This window comes from Vibrio crassostreae, assembly GCF_041439375.1.
GTDB lineage: Bacteria > Pseudomonadota > Gammaproteobacteria > Enterobacterales > Vibrionaceae > Vibrio > Vibrio crassostreae_D.
In genome coordinates, this window is sequence record NZ_JBGONY010000006.1 from 40,600 (window position 1) to 62,131 (window position 21,532).

The 21,532-nt window shown below is 45.5% G+C and carries 18 protein-coding genes; 2 read left to right on the forward strand and 16 right to left on the reverse strand.

The genetic code is table 11. From position 1 onward, the window contains the following. Positions 1-7: 7 nt before the first annotated feature. The 3 genes from ACED45_RS04480 to ACED45_RS04490 form a co-directional block, all read right to left on the reverse strand. Positions 8-394: a hypothetical protein gene (locus ACED45_RS04480; RefSeq protein WP_146492406.1), complete on the reverse strand. Its 387-nt coding sequence runs from the start codon at positions 392-394 to the stop codon at positions 8-10. A gap of 189 nt (positions 395-583) precedes the next feature. Further along, positions 584-2,287 (reverse strand): sodium:solute symporter family protein, encoded by a 1,704-nt coding sequence (locus ACED45_RS04485; RefSeq protein ID WP_017062715.1) that lies wholly within the window; start codon positions 2,285-2,287, stop codon positions 584-586. A gap of 10 nt (positions 2,288-2,297) precedes the next feature. Next, complete coding sequence (locus ACED45_RS04490) at positions 2,298-2,564, reverse strand: DUF4212 domain-containing protein (protein ID WP_010435433.1); 267 nt, start codon at positions 2,562-2,564, stop codon at positions 2,298-2,300. A 435-nt stretch (positions 2,565-2,999) separates the two neighbouring features. On the opposite strand from ACED45_RS04490, the gene ACED45_RS04495 reads away from it, so the two are divergent. Next, on the forward strand, positions 3,000-4,751 hold the full coding sequence (locus ACED45_RS04495) for a potassium/proton antiporter (RefSeq protein ID WP_210446829.1): 1,752 nt from the start codon (positions 3,000-3,002) through the stop codon (positions 4,749-4,751). Here ACED45_RS04495 and ACED45_RS04500 read toward each other — a convergent pair. The 11 genes from ACED45_RS04500 to aspA all read right to left on the reverse strand — a co-directional run bounded on the left by ACED45_RS04500 (position 4,748) and on the right by aspA (position 19,365). Further along, the gene (locus ACED45_RS04500; RefSeq protein WP_012604978.1) at positions 4,748-5,377 is read right to left on the reverse strand and encodes a response regulator transcription factor; all 630 of its coding nucleotides are present in this window, start codon (positions 5,375-5,377) and stop codon (positions 4,748-4,750) included. The two genes, ACED45_RS04495 and ACED45_RS04500, sit on opposite strands and share 4 nt — an antisense overlap. Before the next feature lie 211 nt (positions 5,378-5,588). Continuing rightward, on the reverse strand, positions 5,589-7,418 hold the full coding sequence (locus ACED45_RS04505; protein ID WP_371713381.1) for a protein-disulfide reductase DsbD: 1,830 nt from the start codon (positions 7,416-7,418) through the stop codon (positions 5,589-5,591). Positions 7,419-7,593: 175 nt separating this feature from the next. Then, the gene (locus ACED45_RS04510; protein WP_285953288.1) at positions 7,594-8,082 is read right to left on the reverse strand and encodes an arginine repressor; all 489 of its coding nucleotides are present in this window, start codon (positions 8,080-8,082) and stop codon (positions 7,594-7,596) included. 326 nt (positions 8,083-8,408) lie between these two features. Continuing rightward, positions 8,409-8,873, reverse strand: coding sequence for an aspartate carbamoyltransferase regulatory subunit (gene pyrI / locus ACED45_RS04515; RefSeq protein WP_060983419.1), 465 nt, complete (start codon positions 8,871-8,873; stop codon positions 8,409-8,411). A 15-nt stretch (positions 8,874-8,888) separates the two neighbouring features. Continuing rightward, on the reverse strand, positions 8,889-9,818 hold the full coding sequence (gene pyrB / locus ACED45_RS04520; RefSeq protein ID WP_004729720.1) for an aspartate carbamoyltransferase: 930 nt from the start codon (positions 9,816-9,818) through the stop codon (positions 8,889-8,891). A 484-nt stretch (positions 9,819-10,302) separates the two neighbouring features. Beyond that, entirely contained in the window at positions 10,303-11,313 is a 1,011-nt protein-coding gene (locus ACED45_RS04525) for an ornithine carbamoyltransferase (protein ID WP_017063666.1), read from the reverse strand. Between the two features lie 141 nt (positions 11,314-11,454). Then, positions 11,455-12,366 carry a carbamate kinase gene (gene arcC / locus ACED45_RS04530; RefSeq protein WP_019821541.1) on the reverse strand — a complete coding sequence of 304 codons (912 nt, stop codon included), beginning with the start codon at positions 12,364-12,366 and terminating at the stop codon, positions 11,455-11,457. Positions 12,367-12,437: 71 nt separating this feature from the next. Beyond that, on the reverse strand, positions 12,438-13,661 hold the full coding sequence (gene arcA, locus ACED45_RS04535; protein WP_086715848.1) for an arginine deiminase: 1,224 nt from the start codon (positions 13,659-13,661) through the stop codon (positions 12,438-12,440). An 805-nt stretch (positions 13,662-14,466) separates the two neighbouring features. Next, entirely contained in the window at positions 14,467-15,915 is a 1,449-nt protein-coding gene (locus ACED45_RS04540; protein ID WP_017068849.1) for a YfcC family protein, read from the reverse strand. A 510-nt stretch (positions 15,916-16,425) separates the two neighbouring features. After that, positions 16,426-17,733, reverse strand: a complete 1,308-nt coding sequence (locus tag ACED45_RS04545; protein WP_017061168.1) for an anaerobic C4-dicarboxylate transporter — start codon at positions 17,731-17,733, stop codon at positions 16,426-16,428. Positions 17,734-17,913: 180 nt separating this feature from the next. After that, entirely contained in the window at positions 17,914-19,365 is a 1,452-nt protein-coding gene (gene aspA, locus ACED45_RS04550) for an aspartate ammonia-lyase (RefSeq protein WP_371713382.1), read from the reverse strand. Positions 19,366-19,649: 284 nt separating this feature from the next. On the opposite strand from aspA, the gene ACED45_RS04555 reads away from it, so the two are divergent. After that, positions 19,650-20,174 carry an FxsA family protein gene (locus ACED45_RS04555; RefSeq protein WP_060983416.1) on the forward strand — a complete coding sequence of 175 codons (525 nt, stop codon included), beginning with the start codon at positions 19,650-19,652 and terminating at the stop codon, positions 20,172-20,174. Positions 20,175-20,340: 166 nt separating this feature from the next. Here the strand turns inward: ACED45_RS04555 and trmL are convergent, their stop codons facing one another. After that, the gene (gene trmL, locus ACED45_RS04560; RefSeq protein WP_060983415.1) at positions 20,341-20,820 is read right to left on the reverse strand and encodes a tRNA (uridine(34)/cytosine(34)/5-carboxymethylaminomethyluridine(34)-2'-O)-methyltransferase TrmL; all 480 of its coding nucleotides are present in this window, start codon (positions 20,818-20,820) and stop codon (positions 20,341-20,343) included. 77 nt (positions 20,821-20,897) lie between these two features. Further along, positions 20,898-21,515, reverse strand: coding sequence for a superoxide dismutase (locus ACED45_RS04565; RefSeq protein WP_371713383.1), 618 nt, complete (start codon positions 21,513-21,515; stop codon positions 20,898-20,900). Between the last annotated feature and the right edge of the window lie 17 nt (positions 21,516-21,532).

Below are 21,532 nucleotides of genomic sequence, written 5' to 3' on the forward strand. Positions count from 1 at the left end.
ATCCTTGTTAGCCAAGTGGGGCTTGGACTTGTTGTAGTGTTTGGCTGAGATTCAAAAAACGCGCTTGGCCTTGAGGCTGCTGGCAGTAATGGCGTTTTAGATAAAATAGTGGTGAGTGAATAGAGTCTAGGCAGATATGACGAAAGGCGAAACTGCGCTCAGGAGACTCAATCGCTTCAATCAAATGGAAGAAAACTTGGCGCAGGTACAGCTCGCACAACAAGATGTTTTCTTGGGCGGCGTGCTTTTCATAGTAAGCGGAAAGCGTCAGTGCGCACTCGATGTAGTCTCGAATCACAAATGGCTCATGGCCTTGTACTTGTTCTAATGAAACAAAGCGATCTTGTGCTTTGTAAAACCTCGAATAGAGACCCTGCTGTTCTTTCATCATCATTTGCATCTCTTTATTGGATGCTAATGATAATTATTATCAAATGAAATTTTAAAAACAACCCTTTGTTTGTCTTTTTATAAAATGAAACGGGAAAAGAAAAAGCCGATACATAACGTATCGGCTTTCTGAGATTCAGTACCTAATCCCTACAATGTAAGTACTGATTCATTTTTTGCTAAACATCTTTATTTAGTGGTCGTGAGCTTCACCAGCACCTTTCGGGTATCGGATGTTCTCAACCATATCTTGTACGTCTTGTGGTACTTCAGCTGTTACTTTGTTTACAGCAATCGATACTACGAAGTTTAGACACATACCTAGCGTACCGATGCCTTCAGGGCTGATACCAAACCACCAGTTTTCAGGTGTGCTTGCTGCTGGGTTGATGAACTTGAAGTAGATGATGTAGCTTGCTGTGAAGGCAATACCTGACAACATACCTGCAATTGCGCCTTCCTTGTTCATCTTCTTGTAGAAGATACCTAGGATAATCGCTGGGAAGAAGGATGCTGCGGCTAAGCCGAAGGCAAACGCTACTACCTGTGCTACGAAGCCTGGTGGGTTAATACCCAAGTAACCAGCACCGACAATCGCGACCATGGCTGCTAGACGAGCGGCTAATAGCTCCTGCTTGTCGGTCATGTTTGGTCTGAAGCCTTTCTTCAGCAAGTCATGTGAAATCGACGTTGAGATTACCAATAGTAGCCCCGCGGCTGTTGATAGTGCGGCTGCTAGGCCACCTGCTGCTAGTAGTGCTACAACCCAGTTTGGTAGTTTCGCTAGCTCTGGAGAAGCCAGTACGATGATGTCACGGTTAATCTTCATCTCGTTGCGTTCATCGCCCGAGTAGAACATTTTGCCATCGCCGTTCTTATCTTCCCAACCCACTAGGCCAGTGCTTTCCCAGTTTTTGTACCAGCTTGGTGCATCTGCTGCTGCGACACCTTGCATGTCAGGGCCGTTGATTGTTTCGATCATGTTTACACGAGCGAAGGCTGCAACACCTGGTGCTGTTGTGTATAGCAATGAGATGAATAGTAGAGCCCAACCCGCTGAGATACGAGCATCACGTACTTTTGGTACCGTGAAGAAACGAATGATTACGTGTGGAAGACCTGCAGTACCGACCATTAGAGCCGCACAGATGAAGAATACATCCACCATGCTCTTGTTACCTTCGGTATAGGCGGTAAATCCGAGTTCTTCTGTGAGTCCATCCAGTTTATCAAGTAAGTAAACATCTGTGCCTGATAGCGTAGAACCCATACCAACTTGTGGAAGTGGGTTACCTGTCATCATAATTGATGTAAAGATTGCTGGAACAAGGAAGGCGAAAATGAGGACACAGAATTGAGCTACCTGCGTATAAGTGATGCCTTTCATGCCACCAAGTACTGCGTAGAAGAACACAATACCCATACCAATGATGATACCTAGGTTAATGTCGACTTCTAGGAAACGAGAGAATACAACACCCACACCACGCATCTGACCTGCAACGTACGTAAACGATACGAAGATTGCACAGAATACCGCTACCATACGTGCTGTTTTCGAGTAGTAACGCTCACCGATGAAATCAGGAACCGTAAACTGACCAAACTTACGTAGGTAAGGTGCTAAACATAGCGCAAGTAGTACATAACCACCTGTCCAACCCATTAGATAAACCGCACCGTCGTAACCAACGAATGAGATGATACCTGCCATTGAGATGAATGATGCTGCCGACATCCAGTCAGCTGCAGTCGCCATGCCGTTTGCTACTGGGTGTACACCACCGCCAGCTACGTAGAACTCACTAGTAGATCCTGCACGAGCCCAGATTGCGATGCCGATATATACCGCGAAAGTAATACCGACGAGAATAAACGTCCAAGTTTGAATATCCATGTTCTAGCCTCTAGTCTTCCTGTACGTTGTATTTTTTGTCGAGCGCATTCATGCGAACAACGTAAATAAATATCAGCGCCACGAAGGTGTATATCGAACCTTGCTGAGCGAACCAAAACCCTAGCTTGAACCCGCCAAACTGAACGGTATTGAGGGCATCCACAAATAAGATGCCAGCGCCGTAAGACACTGCAAACCAGACTGCGAGCAGTGTTCCCATAATTCCCAAGTTTTCCTTCCAGTAGGCTTGAGCATGTTCCGTAGATTCGAACGCCATTGCCTTCTCCTTTATTTCGTTTCCGTAGAAACCGTTTTTGTAAATGGCCGTGTTAACGTAATGTTACGATCTAGAATGTAGCAAGGATAAGTAAAGGGATCTGTGCAACTTTAGTCGGGACACTATTAGCGCTAATTCACTGAAATATGGGCGTTGGAAGGCATAACCATAGAAAAATGTGATGTTGCAATGTTGTTAAATTAGCCTAAGGTCTAACAAAAACGTATGAATTAGGCGGCGAGTCATAAAATTTAACAACTAAATGACCGAGAAACGGTATTTAGTCCTGCCTATGACACGAAGCGAAACATAAGTTTGTTATAGTAACTACGGTACTTTCACCGGCTGTGACTTGCTTAACGGCAGAAGATCAACAAGCTAGTGGCAAAAGATCAACAGGCTTAAAGCTCGAGTTTTATTCTTTGGGGGAACGAATTGGACGCAATAACCATTAATCACTTATTTTTGACTGGTGCCGTACTCATCGCCATCAGTGTACTTTTCTCACAAGTGTCCTCTCGATTGGGCGTTCCTATTCTTTTGATCTTCCTTTTCGTTGGCATGTTAGCCGGTGAAGATGGCCCGGGCGGTATTAATTTCGATGATTACTCACTGACTTATTTGGTGAGTAACCTCGCGCTTGCCGTGATCTTGCTGGATGGCGGTATGCGAACCAAGGTCGCAAGCTTCAAGGTCGCTTTCTGGCCGTCGCTCTCATTAGCAACAATAGGCGTAGCCTGTACTGCGACTCTAACCGGTTTAATGGCGGCTTGGCTGTTCGACCTGTCACTGATGCAGGGCATTTTGGTGGGCGCGATTGTTGGTTCGACCGATGCGGCAGCGGTATTCTCTTTGTTGAAAGGGCAGAGCCTCAATGAACGTGTTGGCTCAACCCTAGAGATCGAATCCGGTACCAATGACCCAATGGCGGTGTTCCTGACGGTGACCTTAATTGCGCTGCTGGGCACTCCTGATGCTGAAATGGGGATGAACTTCCTACTGAAAAGCTTCGCGATGCAGTTTGGTATCGGCACTCTTATCGGTCTTGGTGGGGGCTGGGTGCTATGGAGTCTTATCAATCGAGTGCAACTGGCTGATGGTCTTTACTCTATTCTGGTGCTCAGTGGCGGTGTGGCTCTGTTTGCGTTCTCTAACATGCTTGGCGGCAGCGGTATCTTATCGATCTACCTCGTTGGCTTGTTCATTGGTAATCGTCCAACTCGCTCTCGACACTCTATCCTTAATGTTCTTGATGGCATGACGTGGCTAAGCCAGATCGTGATGTTCTTGGTTCTGGGGTTATTGGTGACGCCATCGACATTGATGGACATTGCACTTCCTGCGTTAGCATTGGCTTTCGGTATGATTTTGTTTGCTCGCCCGTTGTCTGTTTGGTTGGGTTTACTGCCGTTCAGAAGCTTTACCACCAAAGAACGTTGGTTTGTTTCTTGGGTAGGTTTACGTGGCGCTGTGCCGATCATTTTGGCGGTGTTCCCGATGATGGCTGGCCTGCCTAATGCCCAGCTTTACTTCAATATCGCCTTCTTCGTGGTTATGGTTTCGCTGATTGTTCAGGGCGGTAGCTTGATGAAAGTTGCGAGGTTGGCTCAGGTGACCTTACCACCGACACCAACCCCAATTTCTCGTACCGGCATGGAGATTTATCCGACCAGTGAGTGGGAGATGTTTGTCTACAAGCTGAAAGAGGAAAAGTGGTGTGTTGGTGAACCGCTTAAGCGTTTGTCCATGCCTGAAGGGACACGAATTACGGCACTGTTTAGAAAAGATGCTTTGCTTCACCCATCGGGTAGCACCGTCTTAGAGGCGAACGATATTCTTTGTGTGCTTGGCCAAGATAAAGACCTAGATAGCTTAAGTGCGCTATTCAGTGAGGCTCCTCTAGCTGAAGAGACCGCTCGATTCTTTGGTGATTTCTTCTTGGATGTCGAACTATCGGTTGGAGCGGTCAGTGATTGTTATGGTATTGAACTGGGCTCGGAAGAAGAGCGAGAAATAACGCTAAAACAATTGGCTGAGCGAGAGCTTGGTGCACATCCTGTATTAGGCGATAGTTTTGTGTGGCATGACATTACTTGGGTGGTTGCAGAGATAGATGATCATAAAGTCGTCAGGTTGGGTTTATGTTTACCAAAGACGACTTTAGAAGAGGATATCAGTGAAGCTTAGTTGTGGACTTCTTGTAGCAAGATAACCGCCTGAGTTCGGTTTTTCACATCCAGTTTACGGAAGATGGCTGTCATATGTGCCTTGATGGTCGCTTCCGAAACATTCAATTCATACGCGATTTGCTTGTTCAGCAGGCCGTCTGAAAGCATCCCTAATACCTTGTATTGCTGAGGCGTCAATGTGGAAAGCTTTTCCGCAAGGTCGCTACAGGCTGCATTGTTGGTGATCAGCCCTTCAGGAAAGAACGGGTCGCCATTCAGCACTTGATTGAGTGCGCTGACCAATTCACGCATATCACTCGACTTAGGAATAAAGCCAAAGGCACCATGGCTCTTAACTTGAGTGACAACGCTGGCATCCTCGCTGGCAGAGATCACTACAATCGGTAAATCTGGGTATTCAGCTCGCAGTTGAATTAAGCCAGACATCCCATTGGCACCCGGCATCTTAAGGTCGAGAAGCAACAGGTCTGGTTCATCTTCTTTCTTTAGCAGAGTCAGTAAGGCATCGAGGGAATCAGCCTCAAGCAGGTTCGCACCACTGATCGCCATATGAACTGACTGAAACAGGGCGTTGCGAAAGAGAGGATGGTCATCAGCAATGATGATGGTATAGGTCGAGTCCATGACGTTCATACTTTTAACAATTTAGTTAATATTTATTATCATCCTGATTGAGTATGTGGACAATATCTATGCATTAAAAGTCTGAACCATATCGACTTTTATCCCCGGAATAAGAAAGCGTTACTCTGAATAGCAAAAAAGCCGCACTGCCATCTCGTTACGGAGGGGCGGTGCGGCTTTCGATTCGGCTATATTTTAGTGAATATTACCGTTATAGCTGGTGGTTTTGCATGTGTTTTAAGAATACATCGGCAGGCATAAAACCGGTTACACGAGCATTTGGAACATGGTTACCCTCACCATCCCAGAACTCAATCGTCGGTAAGCCGAGCACCTGTAATTGTTTAAGCAGTTCAATGTCTTGAGGCATGTTTCTCGTTACATCCGCTTGTAGCAGTACGAAGTCAGAAAGCTTGTTTTCCACATCAGCTTGGTGGAAGGTGTACTTCTCAAACTCTTTACACGCCACACACCAATCGGCGTAGAAATCGAGCATCACAGGCTTACCGAGTTTCTTGGCTTCGATGAGCTGGATTTCTAATTCTTCAACGGTGTTGATGCGTGCAAATTGGATTTGCTGTTCAACTACCACGCTCTTTTCTGCAAACCAGTAATTCAACGCAGGTTGCGCAGAAGCGAATAGGCCGAGCATTGCGATGATACCCACTGCGCTCTGTTTCCAGCCGCCAAATGGCAGTGCATTTTTGCTGTGGTAAAGCCAACCAAAGGCGATGAAGCCAAGGGCAGACCAAAGTACCGTCGCCCATAATTCAGGAATAATTCGCTCTAGCAGGAAGATAGGCGCTGCCAGCAAGATAAAGCCGAATACGATCTTCACCTTATCCATCCAGCTACCTGCTTTTGGCAGTAGCTTATTACCAAATACCGCAACCAAGAGCAGCGGGATACCCATACCCATAGCTAACGCATACAGAGCAATCGCACCGGTAAATAGGTCGCCACTCTGAGCTACATACAGCAGCGCACCTGACAATGGCGCCGAGGTACAAGGTGAACATACCAAGCCAGAGATAGCGCCCATCGCGAACACGCCCAAGCTATTGCCACCTTGCTGCTTGTTGCTTTGATTGTTAAGCCAAGTTTGGATGCTGCTTGGCAGTTGCAGGTTATAAACGCCAAACATTGACATCGCTAACGCCACGAACAGAACACTCAGCGCGATCAGCACGTAAGGGTGTTGCATAGCAGCTTGGAACTGCATGCCTGCAGAAGCAACCACTAAACCTAATAAGGTGTAGGTTAACGCCATGCCTTGCACATAGATGAAGGACAACATCAAAGCGCGACCTTGGCTGAGCTTGCCGCCACCCAATACGATACCCGTCAGAATTGGGTACATAGGCAGAATGCACGGCGTAAAGGCTAAGCCAACACCGAGTGCTAAGAATAATAATGGAGTCCACCAACTGTCACCGAGTTTATCGGCTAGGCTCGCTTCTTTTGAAACGGGTGCGCTTGATTGTGGTGTCGTGTTATTTGCCACATCTGCTTTTGGAGAAGCAACTTGTGGTGCGGTGTTCGCTTGGTTGCTGGTAGTGTCGGCAGCAGTGTCGCTTGAACCCGTTGCTTCAAACGGTGCTATGTCGATTACTCGAGTTTCTGGTGGGTAGCAGAAACCAGCATCTGCACAGCCTTGATACTTAACGATCAGCTGTGAGCCATCTTGGTAACTCTGTAGCGGAACTTGCACGAATAACGGCTGAGTATAAATGCTCACCTCACCGAAGAATTCATCTTGGTGTGGTTGGCCATCTTCCATTTCAACGTTGCCGATAGCGAGGTTTTGGCCAGTGAACGAGAGGCTATGTTGATAGAGGTAGTAGCCCTCTTTTACTTGCCAGTCGAGAAGGACCTTGCCGTCTTGCTGGTAGTAATTGAAAGGGAAAGCTTGGTCTACAGGGACAAAACCGTTGTTATTGCCTCCGAAGCTTGGCTCGGCGTTGTCGTTTCCAAAAAGCGCCCACGCAGACTGGGTGAACAGGGAAACGCAAACAAAAAGTAATGTGGCAAGTCGTCGCATACTATTTAGTCATCAAAATGGAGTTGAAGGTATCTTAACTCAATCAGACCGTAATAGTTTGTGATTAGTTTCATCGACCAGCAAATATCCGCTAGGGCGGGTGAGCCACTTTCTTAGGCAGTCGAGAGAGGGTTAGCTGCGCAACTGCAGTGAACAGCCCTTGCCAATAAAACATTTAGGCAACACCTAAGCGTGCTCTTACTACTTGTTCACAAGCATCAATGTTCATTGTGTCTTTCGGAATAATGAGCACGGTGTCATTGCCGCCAACCGTACCGATAATCTCGGTATGTGGGTCGATATCGACTAATCTTGCGACCAACTGTGCGCAACCAGGGTTTGTTTTTACAATCACCATAGCTTGGTTGTGAGTAATTAATTCGATTTGTGATGAGATTGAGGCATCGACACGCACAGGCGCGCTTTCAACCGTGATGCAGTAAACCTTTTTGCCACAGGCATTCTGAATTTTGACAACGCCAAGCTGTGACAAAATGCGAGAGACGGTCGATTGGCTAATGCCTGTATAGCCAATATCGACGAGTTTCTCGCGCAGTTGGTTCTGGGTCGAGAAGCTTTGCTGTTGTAGTAAGCGTTTGCACGCGGCAGTCAGTGTTTTATCTTCAGCTGAATACAAGCAACCGTGCTCAGTGATTGGGTTCATGAACAACTCCTTAAGGTCAACGTGTTGATATCGCTTGTCCATAGCGCAGAACGCACTCCCAAAGCCGTAGAGTACGATTGTTAATTAGGGCTTACCGATGAACCCCGAAATAAGAGGGAGGGTATGCGAGATGTATGATCATCTATGCATTGAGTCTACCACTAAAGGATAGTTATCTTTTTGAAGGCGATCACCAAATAAAATTCTGGTTAATTGCTTTTATTGTGGAGTTTTATTCTTTGGTTAAGTGGATATTTATTCCGCGTTGGGAATAAATATCCATAAGTTATAAAGGGTTTTTGTTGCGGAGGTAATAGCGCTAAGGGTTAGCGAATTTCACTCATGATCTCGCGAGAGAATACTTTTTCACAGTAGTGACATTTTAGCTGCACGTTTTCCTGCTTAAGCTGTACTTTAAAGCTACTTTCAACAGGCTCACCATGCGAAATACAGTTGCTATTTGGGCAAGCGAACACACTATTGATTTGGTCTGGCAGTACCAGTGTTAACTTGTTGACCACCTTGTACTCTTCAATTTGATTCACCGTCGCTTGCGGAGCATACAGAGCCAATTGGTTGGCTTGTTCTTTGGTTAGGAAGATGTTCTCAATCTTGATCAGATCTTTATGACCCAGTGCTGATGATGGCAAATTTAATCCCATGGTGATGCGTTGCTCGGTCTTGTGCAATTTAAACAGCTTGAGGATTTTGATCCCAAGGTGAGCAGGGATGTGGTCAATGACGCTGCCGTTACGAATGGCTTCTACTTGTAGCTGAGTTTGTTTAACCATGACTGTTTCTCCTGCTTATAAAGTGTCGTTTAGAACTAGGGCTAATAGGGCTTCGCGAGCATACACACCATTTTCAGCTTGCTCGAAGTAGTAAGCGTGTGGCGTTTTATCTACATCAGTTGTGATTTCGTCGACACGTGGCAGTGGGTGAAGCACTTTCATGTTTTGGCGTGCATCTTTCAGCGTATCAGCTGTTAGAATGTAAGCCGATTTCATGTGCGCGTATTCTGATGCATCAAAGCGCTCTTTCTGTACGCGAGTCATGTACAGAACATCCAGCTCAGGCACCACTTCTTCAATGCTGCTGTGGGTGCTGTATTGGATACCCATCTCTTCCAGTTCTTCACAGATGTAATCAGGCATCGCTAACACTTCTGGCGCAATAAAGAAGAAACGTACGTTATTGAATTTTGATAGTGCTTGCGTCAATGAGTGTACGGTGCGGCCATATTTTAGGTCACCAACGAATGCCACATTGAGGTTGTCGAGCGTGCCTTGCGTTTCGTAAATCGAGAATAGATCCAACAAGGTCTGCGTTGGGTGCTGATTGGCACCATCGCCACCATTCACAATTGGCACACCGTTAGAGAACTCAGAGGCTAAACGTGCTGCGCCTTCTTGTGGATGACGCATCACAAAGGCATCAACGTAAGAAGAGATAACTTGCACCGAATCGGCAAGTGTTTCGCCTTTTTTCGCCAATGACGTGTTACCGCCATTATCAAAACCGATGACAGTGCCACCTAGGCGTTGAACTGCGGTTTCAAATGAAAGGCGAGTTCTAGTTGAAGGCTCAAAGAAGCAGCTCGCAACCACCTTATTTTTCAGCAGCTCTGGGTTTGGCTCTGCTTTGAGTCTTGCTGCAGTATCGACGATAAGCTCCAGTTCATCACGAGAGAGCTCTGGAATGGAGATGATGTGCTTGTTAAATAACGAATGCGCCATAACGGGTCTTCCTTTTTCTATGCATACAGTCAAATTGCGGACAAAAAAAAGCCCCCTAAAAATAGGAGGCTTCGAAACGATCAATAGAGCAAAATAAAAATGACACTAACGCCACTCTTTGGCGTGTAGTTTGACAATTATGTGCGACAGAACTGCGGTTCATTTTTTGCTCTCTTTAGACAAATTGCGGAGGATTATACTCAGATAAAAAGGCCATGCAATACTTTCTGTAAAGTATTCATTTAATGGATTTTTATGCGAAATCACGTCCGTTTGTAGCTTCCATTAAAGCCTTTGTCGGAACTGCGAATCTCAGGGTTTTTCAGGTAATAATCTTTTTTAGTACATGAAAAAAAATGCGGGTTTTATCCAAGGTCAAAATCCCAAGAACGCCACCCGCATTTCCCTGTTATTGCACTTAACTTGTCAATGTCTTGCGAACAAGTGAGTGCTTAACTTTTTAACTTCGTAACTTTTTAATTTATTAGCTGCCTAGTGTCGCAACCATGACTGCTTTGATGGTGTGCATGCGGTTTTCTGCTTCATCGAATACGATTGAGTATTCAGACTCGACTACTTCATCTGTCACTTCTACGCCATCTTTAAGTTGCGGATATTCAGCAGCAAGTTGCTTACCGACTGTTGTATCTTCGCCGTGGAAAGCCGGTAGGCAGTGCATGAATTTCACATGTGGGTTGCCTGTTGCTTTGATCATTTCCATGTTCACTTGGTAAGGCATCATTAGGTTGATACGCTCAGCCCATGCTTCTTTCGCTTCGCCCATGGATACCCAAACGTCGGTGTATAGGAAGTCACAACCTTGCACGCCTTCTTGGACATCTTCTGTTAGCGTGATTTTGCCGCCAGTGTGTTCTGCGATTTCACGACATTGAGCTAGTAGCTCTTCTTGTGGCCAGAATTGCTTTGGAGCTACAAGGCGGATGTCCATACCCATTTTCGCAGCGCCAACCATCAGAGAGTTGCCCATGTTGTTGCGAGCATCGCCTAGGTAAGCAAAGCTGATTTCATGTAGCTGTTTACCACGGCCGTATTCCGTCATGGTTAGGAAGTCAGCCAAGATTTGAGTTGGGTGGAATTCGTCAGTCAGACCATTCCATACCGGTACACCAGCGTAAGCGCCTAGTTCTTCAACGATCTCTTGACCGAAGCCGCGGTATTCAATGCCATCGTACATACGGCCAAGAACGCGAGCGGTATCTTTCATAGATTCTTTGTGGCCAATTTGAGAGCCAGATGGACCTAAGTAAGACACGCGAGCACCTTGGTCGAATGCCGCGACTTCGAATGCACAGCGAGTACGAGTTGAGGTTTTCTCAAAGATAAGTGCAATGTTTTTGCCAGTCAGTGTCGGCTGTTCGTAACCGTTGTACTTCGCTTTTTTTAGCTCCATAGAAAGATCTAACAAGTGTTGAATTTCGCGTGGAGTGAAATCTAGTAGTTTTAGGAAGTTACGATTGCGTAGGTTAAAAGCCATGATGTATTCCTTCTTAGATTTAGGCGCTTTCTTGTTACAGGGAAAGAAAATTCAAGAAAGCGCGATTCAATTTTTGTGTATTAATTTCAGTTCAAACGGTGATTCAGTTTTCTCGCAAGGTTTGAAAAGCTCGCGAGTAGATTAATCTTTGGTGATGTTGGTGCCCGCCAAGCCTTGCAGGATTTGCAAACCATCTTCGAGTGCGCCAATACCGACGACCTTGCCGCCTTGCTGAATGAATTCGCACGATGCTTCAATTTTTGGCCCCATTGAGCCTGCATCAAATTCGAATTGCGCCAGTTCACTTGGTGTGGTGCTGCGCAGTGCGTGTTGAGTCGGTTTGCCCCAATCCAGGTACACAGCGTCTGCATCGGTCAGAATCAGTAGCGCATCCGCATCCAGTTGTTTCGCTAAGAAAGCCGCAGACATGTCTTTGTCGATAACAGCTTCCACACCGACTAATTTGCCATTCTCTTTTTTCACTGGGATGCCGCCGCCGCCAGTACAGATCACGAGGTGGCCTGCATCGATAAGCTGAGTGATCGCTTCGTGTTCAACAATGCCGGTAGGGCGTGGGCTTGGTACTACACGGCGGAAATGTTGGCCATCGGGTTTTACGATCCAGTGGAATTTCTCTGCCAATTCACGCGCTTCAGCTTCTTCATAGATCGGGCCAATCGGTTTGGTTGGATCCGCAAACGCAGGATCATTTGGATCAACCGTCATTTGGGTCAACATGCACGAGATGTTGCGGTTAGGCAGGTAGTTCTTGAACTCTTGCATCAACATGTAGCCGATCATGCCTTGAGTCTCACTGCCCAACACATCCAGCGGGTATGGATTGACTTTCTTGTATTCCAAACCTTGCAGAGCAAGTAAGCCAACTTGTGGGCCATTACCGTGTACTAACACCACGTTGTACACTTTTGCGATTTCAGAGATGGTTTTCACCGCCGTTTCAATATTGCGGCGTTGAACATCGGCTTCTAACGGCTCACCGCGACGAAGTAGGGCATTACCACCGAGTGCGACAACAACGGTTTGCTTAGTCATAATTGTGTTCTCTCATTTTGGCCAAGCTGAGATTATTAAGATTGTTCAACTTGGCCGTTTCGTCTTAGTGATTAGATACCATCACGCTCAATTGGGCAGCTCATGCAGCGTGCGCCACCGCGACCGCGGCCAAGTTCATCACCTGGAATCGGAAGAACCGTGATACCCGCTTTGTCGTATTTTTCGTTGGTGTAGGTGTTGCCTTCGTAGCCAATCACAACGCCAGGTTTAACGGTTAGAACGTTGTTCGCATCGTTCCACTGTTCACGTTCTGCATGGAAGTTGTCACCACCTGTTGTGATGAGGTTTAGCTTGTCTACGCCCAGTGCTTTTTCGATAGCGGTTACGAAGTAGCCCTCTTCTTTCACTTTTACTGCGCCAGACTCATCGCCAGTTAGGTTCCAGCACTGCACGTCTTTACTTACCACTTCAGGGTAAACAGAGAAGGTATCTTCGTTCATGTGCGTCATAACGGTGTCTAAGTGCATGCAAGAGCGGTGTTTTGGTAGCTGCATTGCGATAACTTGTTTCGCTTGACCGTGTTTGAATAGGCTCGATGCTAAGTGCTCAACACCTTGTGCTGTTGTACGCTCAGACATACCGATAAGTACCGTGCCGCGGCCGATAACAAGAACGTCACCACCCTCAATGGTTGAGTTGTCGTAGCTGATGCTCTCTTCATCACCGAAGTATTTAATGAAGTCTTGGCCTGCGAATGTTGGGTGCCAGCGGTAAATAGCGCGAACGTGGTTGGTTTCACGTTGACGAGCAGGTTTCGCCATCGGGTTGATGGATACGCCACCGTATACCCAACAAGATGTGTCACGAGTAAATAGGTGGTTTGGTAGCGGTTCGATAATGAAGTCGGTTGGTGCGTGCATGCCTTGCATCATTGAAGATGATTTCATTGGCATCTCAGCGTAAGAAAGACCACCCGTTAGGATTTTTGCTAGTTCTAGGTTTGGTAAGTCGCCCAAGTAGCAGCGCACATCGTTAGCAAACGTTTTGCCTAAGCGGTAATCAGAAACTTGATGATTCAAAAGCCAATCTTTCGCTTCTGGCACTGCTAGCGTGTCTGCTAGTAGGTCAGTAAGAAGAAGAACTTCAACACCTTGATCACGCAGCGTTTGAGTAAATGCGTCATGCTCTTTACCAGCACGTTCAACAGCCAGTACGTCATCAAATAGTAAATCGTGACAGTTAGAGGGTGTTAGGTGAGTCAGTGCGCGTCTTGGACGGTGAACTAGAACGCGACGTAATTGACCTATTTCAGAACCTACATAGAACTTACTCATGATCGTCTCTCTCTTATATATTTGAATTACTTTTATCGCTAAGAGTAATTATTTATTTTCAGTTGAGAAGAATGAATTATTTATTCATATCTCTTGTCTGGAATTAATATTACGCCTGCTAGTCAGGTATTCTTAGAGATCTATCACAAATCGTTTTTTATCCCGCAGCCCTTTAAAATTAAGGGTTTTAACAAACTTTATGCACTTTCAGTTATGAATAATACATTCTAAATAGTTAGCAGTTAGGGAACTTTATGCACGCTTTTTTGACGAAACTTACTAGAATCTAATTTACGAGGGATTATATGCAGAATAGTTTTATTGATAAGAGTGTACTTAGCTTGGAAGTATGCAGTGTTTTTATTTAGATATTTAATTTTGGATGTGGAATTAATTGTTTATTAACAAAGTAAATGCGAATAAAGCTGTTGCGATCACATTTTAAAATCGGCTGTTTAAGTGTGTTTTTTGATAGAAAAGGGCATTAATCCTCGTCTGTTTATTAGGCTATTAATTACTTTAAATATAATTAACGCTAATAAGTGACTAACTATTTGTTTAAACATCATGGTTGAAAATAGAGTGTTATTTCATCAAGAAAATTAGATGTTTAAAAGTAGGATTGATTCTTCTATTGCGAGTGCTTTGAGTTTAGTTGAGCTTGGCTACGAACAGAAGAACCTTGAATATCGCGTGTATGGCTTTGAGGAGCTGTTTCAGTGGCAGAGGGTTACATTGAGAGGGAACAATAAAAAAGCCGCTGTGAGAAGCGGCTTTGGATGAGAAAGGAGTGAAGTGCTGTTAGTTAGATCAGCGCACCAATACTCAGTACAACAATGCAGAACACCATCAATATACCGACTAGTGGCATCACCCATTTAACCCAGCGCACGTAAGGGACACGAGCAATCGCCAAACCACCCATCACCACCGCGGAGGTTGGGGTGATTAGGTTCACCAAGCCAGATGCAGATTGGTACGCAGTGATAACCAAGTCACGACCTACGCCAGCAAAGTCGGCCAGTGGTGCCATGATTGGCATGGTCAGTACCGCTAAGCCAGAGGTCGATGGCACTAAGAACGACAGTAGAATCTCTAAGAAGAACATCACGTTAATGAAGATAACCGAAGAAAGCCCCGTTACCATCTGTTCTGCTGAGAAGAGAATGGTATCGGTGATCATACCGCGGTCCATCACCACTACGATACCACGTGCAATACCTATGATGAGCGCAACGCCAAGTAGGTCGCGGGCACCATCAATGAAGCTGGTGGTAAACTCTTCTTCGCTCATGCGAGCCACAATACCAACGATGATGGTTGCTGCTAAGAACATCGCTGAGATCTCAGCCATCCACCATCCAGCAACGGATACACCATAAATCATTACAGCGAACGAGCCACCAAAAATGGTCAGAATCAGTTTGCGAGTCGCGGTGAATTCAAGTTTTTCGCCGCTCGCATTACCTAAGAAGTGCGCTTTGTTCTCTTCGTATTTGTCGTAGACAATTGATGTTGTTGGATCGGCTTGAACCATTCTTGCGTAACGCATTACGTAGACAACACAAATACCCCAACCAATAATCAACATCGCAATGCGCAACACGATACCGTCTGTAAATGGAATACCAGAGGCGTTGGCAGCGATCACGGTTGCGAATGGGTTAATCGTTGAACCCAGCACCCCAATACCTGCACCAAGCAGTACGGTCGCAGCGGCAACAAGAGGGTCAAAGCGAGCTGCCATCATTACCGGCACTAGCAATGTATAGAAGGGCAGTGATTCTTCCGCCATGCCGTAGACGGTACCACCTGCGGCAAATAGCGCCATCAGTATTGGTATCATCAACTCTTCTCGCCCTTCTAAGCGGGCGGTGACGCGCTCGATACCGGCATCAATGGCACCCGTTTTGGTTACTAGCCCTAAGAAGCCACCAATGATTAAGATGAACAGCGAAACGTCGATAGCCGCCGCTTCATAGCTATTGTGGTCATAGAAGCCGTCAATAGGCGCGAGCAGTACATCAATCACGCCTTGAGGGTTACCTTCTACCGCTTGATAGGTTCCGGTTACGGGTACTTCTCGGCCTAGCTCTTCATTCATTGCACGGTCGTATTGGCCTGCTGGAACAATCCAGGTAAGCAGTGCGACGAACGCAATCAGAATAAATAGAATGGTGTAGGCAGAAGGGAATTTAAAGTTGGCAAAGAAGCCGCCCTTTTTTTTCTCGCTTGGTATCGTTTGAGTTGTCATGGCTATCTCCTTACATCATCTTAAATAGAAGTGATGTGAATTAGCGACTAATGATTTATAGATTGTAAATACACGGACACTTATAAAGCACTCAACGATATAAAGTTGCTGACTTTAAATTAAGGTTGTTTTTATATTTACTAATCCAAATGAAGTTAGATTTAATTTAGCTGCGGTTATTTTATTCCTTACTCCGGTATTTAAGTTTGGTGCTGTTCACAAAAATAATGGCTAATAAAAGGGCTAAAAAATGGCAGAAAATCGTCAAGGTTTTTTGGTTAGTTAGCTTGGATTAATATTCGTTGTGGATTAACTGGAAGTGGAAGGAGATTGATTTGGTAGGTGTTGTTTATGATTAGGCAGAATAATCTTGGAATTTTATTCAAACTTTATTTTTAGGCGGTTTTTAAAGTTTATAATGGTTATTTGATGCGTATCAAATAACACATTGAGCAGAAAACAAAAAAGGAAGCCGAAGCTTCCTTTTAAATGTTCAATCACCAGCGAATGTTAGATAAACAGACCGCCGAATGCGAAGCCGAGTGCTACCGCAGTACTGATTGTTACCACACCTGGAATGAAGAATGGGTGGTTGAATACGTAGTTACCGATACGCGTTGAGCCTGTGTCATCCATCTCAACCGCTGCTAGTAGCGTAGGGTAAGTTGGAAGTACGAACAGCGCACTTACCGCAGCAAAAGAAGCAACGGCTGTTAGTGGTGCTACGCCAATCGCTAGTGCTGCAGGCATCAGTGCAACTGTTGTTGCGCCTTGAGAGTAAAGCAGCATAGAAGCGAAGAACAGAACAAGAGCCAGCATCCATGGGTAGTCAGCCAGTAGAGCGCCTGCTACGTCTTTGATTTCAGCAACGTGTGCGTTTACAAACGTTGAACCTAACCAAGCCACACCAAGTACACATACACATGCCGTCATACCAGAACGGAACGTTGGTGCTGAAGAAATCTTCGCTGCATCAATCTTAGTGAACATCACGATAGCCGCTGCTGCTGCCAGCATTACAGACATGATCGCTTCGTTACGACCTAGCGCCGGGTTTTCAATTAGGCCAACAGAGCTAGAGATAGCCGCTGCGTAACAAACCACGAAACCAATTGCAGCTAGGAAGATGTACGTTGCTTTCTTCGCTGTAGGTAGAATTTCGCGTTTCTCTTCTGTTGCTAGCTTGATTAGACCTTTCTCTAGACGTTCTTGATAAACAGGATCGTCTTTCAATTCGCTACCCATGTAGTTAGCAACAACCGCACCAACCATACAAGCGATGAAGGTTGTTGGGATACAAACCATCAATAGCGTTAGGTAATCAACACCAAATGGTGCCAACATTGCTGCGAAAGCCACAACTGCAGCCGAGATTGGCGAAGCTGTGATAGCAATTTGAGAAGCGACAACTGCGATAGACAGTGGACGAGAAGGACGAACACCTTGGCCTTTCGCTACTTCTGCAATAACAGGAAGCGTAGAGAATGCTGTGTGACCAGTACCCGCCATTAATGTCATTACAAAGGTCACAATCGGCGCGTAAAAGGTGATGCGTTCAGGGTGTTTACGCAAAAAGTTTTCGGCAATTTGTACCAACCAGTCCATACCGCCAGCAACTTGCATTGCAGCAATTGCGGTGATAACTGACATGATGATCAAGATTACGTCGATCGGGATGAAAGATTGGCTTGTTGGAACGCCAAGAATAAGTGAAAGGGCAATAACACCAGCACCACCGGCAAAACCAATACCGATACCGCCAATTCTGGCCCCCAAAAAGATAAAGAGCAGGACGACAAACAGTTCTACTGCAATCATAAGTAACACCTCATTTAGATTTTATTATGTGAACATTCGCCGCTGGAATGTTCACATAATAGTTCTATGGTTTAGATTCAATTTGGCAAAAGCGCAACCAACGGAAATCCACAAAATAATCATGGTTAACCGTATTGGAGCCTAAAAAAGGGCTCCGTTTGGAACCCTTTCTCGCTAACTTTATTCGTAGCGCTTCGCTTTATACTGAGGATGCATCAAATTTTCAACAGAGAAAATGTCATCAAGTTCTTCTTCGGTCAATAAACCGCGTTCTAGAACTACATCACGAACACTCTTACCTGTTTCTGCACAGATCTTACCAACAATGTCACCTTCGTGGTGGCCAATGTATGGGTTTAGGTAAGTGACGATACCGATAGAGTTAAATACGTGCGCTTCACATACTTCTTTGTTTACCGTAATGCCGTCTACACACTTGTCGCGCAGGTTCACACAAGCGTTTGTCAGAATGTCTAGAGACTCAAACATGCTTTGTGCAATAACAGGTTCCATTACGTTCAGTTGAAGTTGACCACCTTCCGCAGCGAAAGAAACCGTGTTGTCGTTACCTAGAACTTTGAAGCAAACTTGGTTTACTACTTCAGGTACAACTGGGTTTACTTTAGCAGGCATGATTGAAGAACCTGCTTGCAGTTCAGGTAGGTTTAGCTCGTTCAAACCAGTACGTGGACCTGAAGAAAGTAGACGCAAGTCGTTACAGATCTTAGATAGCTTAACTGCTAGACGCTTAAGTGCGCCGTGCGTCATTACGTATGCGCCACAGTCAGACGTTGCTTCGATTAAATCTTCAGCCGCTACACACTCTAGGCCTGTTACTTCTGCTAGGTGTTTCACTGCTAGGCCTTGGTAACCCGGTGCTGCGTTCAGACCTGTACCGATAGCCGTTGCGCCTAGGTTTACTTCAAGCAGTAGTTTTGAAGTGTATTCTAGGTTTTTGATTTCTTCATTGATGGTTACAGCCCAAGCGTGGAACTCTTGGCCAACCGTCATTGGAACTGCGTCTTGAAGCTGAGTACGACCCATCTTCAAAATCGTGTTGAATTCTTGGCTCTTAAGCTCGAATGCACCTTTTAGGTATTCGATCGCATCAATCAGTTTACGAACGCTGTTGTAAACAGAGATACGGAAGCCAGTTGGGTAAGCACAGTTTGTAGATTGGCTGCGGTTTACATGGTCGTTCGGGTTGATGAACTCATATTGGCCTTTTTCTTTGCCCATAAGCTCAAGTGCCACGTTCGCAACCACTTCGTTCGCGTTCATGTTTACAGAAGTACCAGCACCACCTTGGAAAACGTCTGATGGGAACTGATCCATGCACTTACCCGTGTCTAGAATTAGGTCACAAGCTTGGATGATGTATTTAGCCACTTCGCTAGGAATTACACCTAACTCTTTGTTTGCTAAAGCCGCAGCTTTCTTTGTCATCACCATACCGCGAACGAATTCAGGTACATCTGAGATCGTTACATTTGAGATGTTGAAGTTTTCAACTGCGCGTAGAGTGTGGATGCCGTAGTAAGCATCAGCCGGAACATGACGTTGACCTAAAAGATCTTCTTCGAGACGAGTAGCTTGAGGAGCATCAACTTGTGCTTCTGATAGAGTAGCCATAACAGGATCCTTAGAGAATTATTCTGATTATATAGTTAGTTATTAGCCTATTCTGTGTGCAAATACTCCGTTCGCTAGAATATTGGGCTGATAAATCCGTCCTGACTTATGTGGCACATGATACTGTACTTAGCGCATAAAAATATTAAGTTGATCACCTTTTTCGGTTTTGTTTCGTCAATATTTTGCAAAGTTATTCTCGGTCAATAAACACGCTTATTTACAGGATAAATTTGAGATTGATAGGGCTTTCAGCGTAAACTGAATGCAACAAAGGAGGGCGTGTGTTTCCTATCTTATTATTACTATTTATCTTCGTACCCATCATTGAGATTGGGCTATTTATTCAAGTTGGTGGCTTCTTAGGATTGTGGCCAACTATTGCGTTAGTGTTGATTACTGCATTTGTTGGTGCCTCACTGGTTCGTAGCCAAGGCATTCAGACACTAATGTCTGTACAAGGCCGTTTGCAACAAGGCGAAATGCCAGCACAGCAGATTCTTGAAGGCGTGATGCTTGCGGTTGCAGGCGTATTACTGCTGACTCCGGGTTTCATGACAGACGCGCTGGGTATGTTGGTGTTGCTACCAGCACCAAGAGCGATGATTGCCAAGAAAATGATGGAAAAAATGGTGGTTAAAAATATGTCTGGTGGTTTCCATGCGGGTGGGCAAACTGGCTTTGGTCAGAGTCCTTTTGGACAAGACCCATTCAATCGTGACCCATTTGACCAGTCAAAAGATGGCAACACCTTTGAAGGTGAGTTTGAGAAGAAAGACGACGATAACGATCGTAACCGACTAAACTAATCCACTTCCCTCTTCTTTATATAGAGGGAAAAACAGAAAAGGCTGTTACCTTTATCCTTCGTCAGAAAGTGATAACGGTAACAGCCTTTTTTATTGAGTATTACTTACTCGTGATATCAAGTAATAAATAACAGGGCGGATGAGCGGTTATTTACTGCGATTGGCATTATACCGCGCCTTCAAATCCCATTTGTCGCCATGCTTCAAACGCGATGATTGCTACAGCATTTGATAAGTTCAGGCTGCGTGCGTCTGGCATCATTGGAATGCGAATACGTTGTTCCATCGGCATGCTTTCGATGAACTCAGCTGGCAGGCCGCGTGTTTCTGGGCCAAACATCAACACATCACCTTGTTGGAATTTTGCATCAACGTGGTGACCTGTTGTTTTAGTGGTACAAGCAAAGATGCGGAAACCACCCTCGCGCTCATTTTCTAGATACTCAAGGAAGGCTTCTAGGTTCTTGTGACGTTTAACTCGCGCTAGGTCGTGGTAATCCAAGCCTGCACGACGAACTTTCTTCTCTTCAAAATCAAAGCCAAGCGGTTCGATAAGGTGAAGGTTTGCGCCGCAGTTAGCACATAGGCGGATGATGTTACCCGTATTGGGTGCAATTTCTGGTTCGTATAAAGCGATATCAAACATGTTGGTTCACAAGAATAATCAAAGATAGCCAGAGTATACGGTGGCAAGCTGAGTGAGTACAGTTCGCCACTATCAGCTTACGCGTTGTTCGCTAATGCTTGTGCGTAGTTTTCTGATACTGCATTCCAATTCACCACGTTCCACCATGCATTGATGTAATCAGGACGACGGTTCTGGTAGCTGATGTAGTAAGCATGTTCCCAAACATCGAGCGCGAGAATCGGCTCACCATCGCTGGCAACTGTATCCATCCAAGGATTATCTTGGTTTGAGGTTGAGACGATCTTGAGTTGTCCTTCTTCTACCACTAGCCAAGCAAAGCCAGAGCCGAAGGTGTTGATTGCCGCTTGAGCGAACTCGTCTTGGAGTGTTTCGAAATCACCGAACGTGCTATTGATAGCCTCAGCGAGTTGACCCGTTGGTTCACCACCGCCGTCTTGAGACATGCAGTTCCAATACAAGATGTGGTTGTAGTAACCACCACCATTGTTACGAACGGCAGGGCTGTGTTGGGAGATGTTGGCGAAGATTTCAGTCAGTGATTGCTGTTCAAGTTCGCTGCCAGAGACAGCCGCAATAAACTTATCGTAGTAAGTTTTATGGTGCTTACTGTAATGCACCTCCATCGTTTTGGCATCGATGTAAGGTTCTAGGGCATCGTAAGCGTAGGGCAGAGCAGGGAAAGTATGAGACATGGTAAATCCTCCTTAAT

Coding starts and splice junctions, on each gene's coding strand:
- pyrI (WP_060983419.1), bottom strand. CDS start 8,873: ATGGTTAAACAAACTCAGCTACAAGTAGAAGCCATTCGTAACGGCAGC.
- ACED45_RS04540 (WP_017068849.1), bottom strand. CDS start 15,915: ATGACAACTCAAACGATACCAAGCGAGAAAAAAAAGGGCGGCTTCTTT.
- pyrB (WP_004729720.1), bottom strand. CDS start 9,818: ATGGCGCATTCGTTATTTAACAAGCACATCATCTCCATTCCAGAGCTC.
- ACED45_RS04505 (WP_371713381.1), bottom strand. CDS start 7,418: ATGCGACGACTTGCCACATTACTTTTTGTTTGCGTTTCCCTGTTCACC.
- trmL (WP_060983415.1), bottom strand. CDS start 20,820: ATGTTTGATATCGCTTTATACGAACCAGAAATTGCACCCAATACGGGT.
- ACED45_RS04485 (WP_017062715.1), bottom strand. CDS start 2,287: ATGGATATTCAAACTTGGACGTTTATTCTCGTCGGTATTACTTTCGCG.
- ACED45_RS04480 (WP_146492406.1), bottom strand. CDS start 394: ATGATGATGAAAGAACAGCAGGGTCTCTATTCGAGGTTTTACAAAGCA.
- aspA (WP_371713382.1), bottom strand. CDS start 19,365: ATGGCTACTCTATCAGAAGCACAAGTTGATGCTCCTCAAGCTACTCGT.
- arcC (WP_019821541.1), bottom strand. CDS start 12,366: ATGACTAAGCAAACCGTTGTTGTCGCACTCGGTGGTAATGCCCTACTT.
- arcA (WP_086715848.1), bottom strand. CDS start 13,661: ATGAGTAAGTTCTATGTAGGTTCTGAAATAGGTCAATTACGTCGCGTT.
- ACED45_RS04500 (WP_012604978.1), bottom strand. CDS start 5,377: ATGGACTCGACCTATACCATCATCATTGCTGATGACCATCCTCTCTTT.
- ACED45_RS04545 (WP_017061168.1), bottom strand. CDS start 17,733: ATGATTGCAGTAGAACTGTTTGTCGTCCTGCTCTTTATCTTTTTGGGG.
- ACED45_RS04565 (WP_371713383.1), bottom strand. CDS start 21,515: ATGTCTCATACTTTCCCTGCTCTGCCCTACGCTTACGATGCCCTAGAA.
- ACED45_RS04490 (WP_010435433.1), bottom strand. CDS start 2,564: ATGGCGTTCGAATCTACGGAACATGCTCAAGCCTACTGGAAGGAAAAC.
- ACED45_RS04510 (WP_285953288.1), bottom strand. CDS start 8,082: ATGAACCCAATCACTGAGCACGGTTGCTTGTATTCAGCTGAAGATAAA.
- ACED45_RS04525 (WP_017063666.1), bottom strand. CDS start 11,313: ATGGCTTTTAACCTACGCAATCGTAACTTCCTAAAACTACTAGATTTC.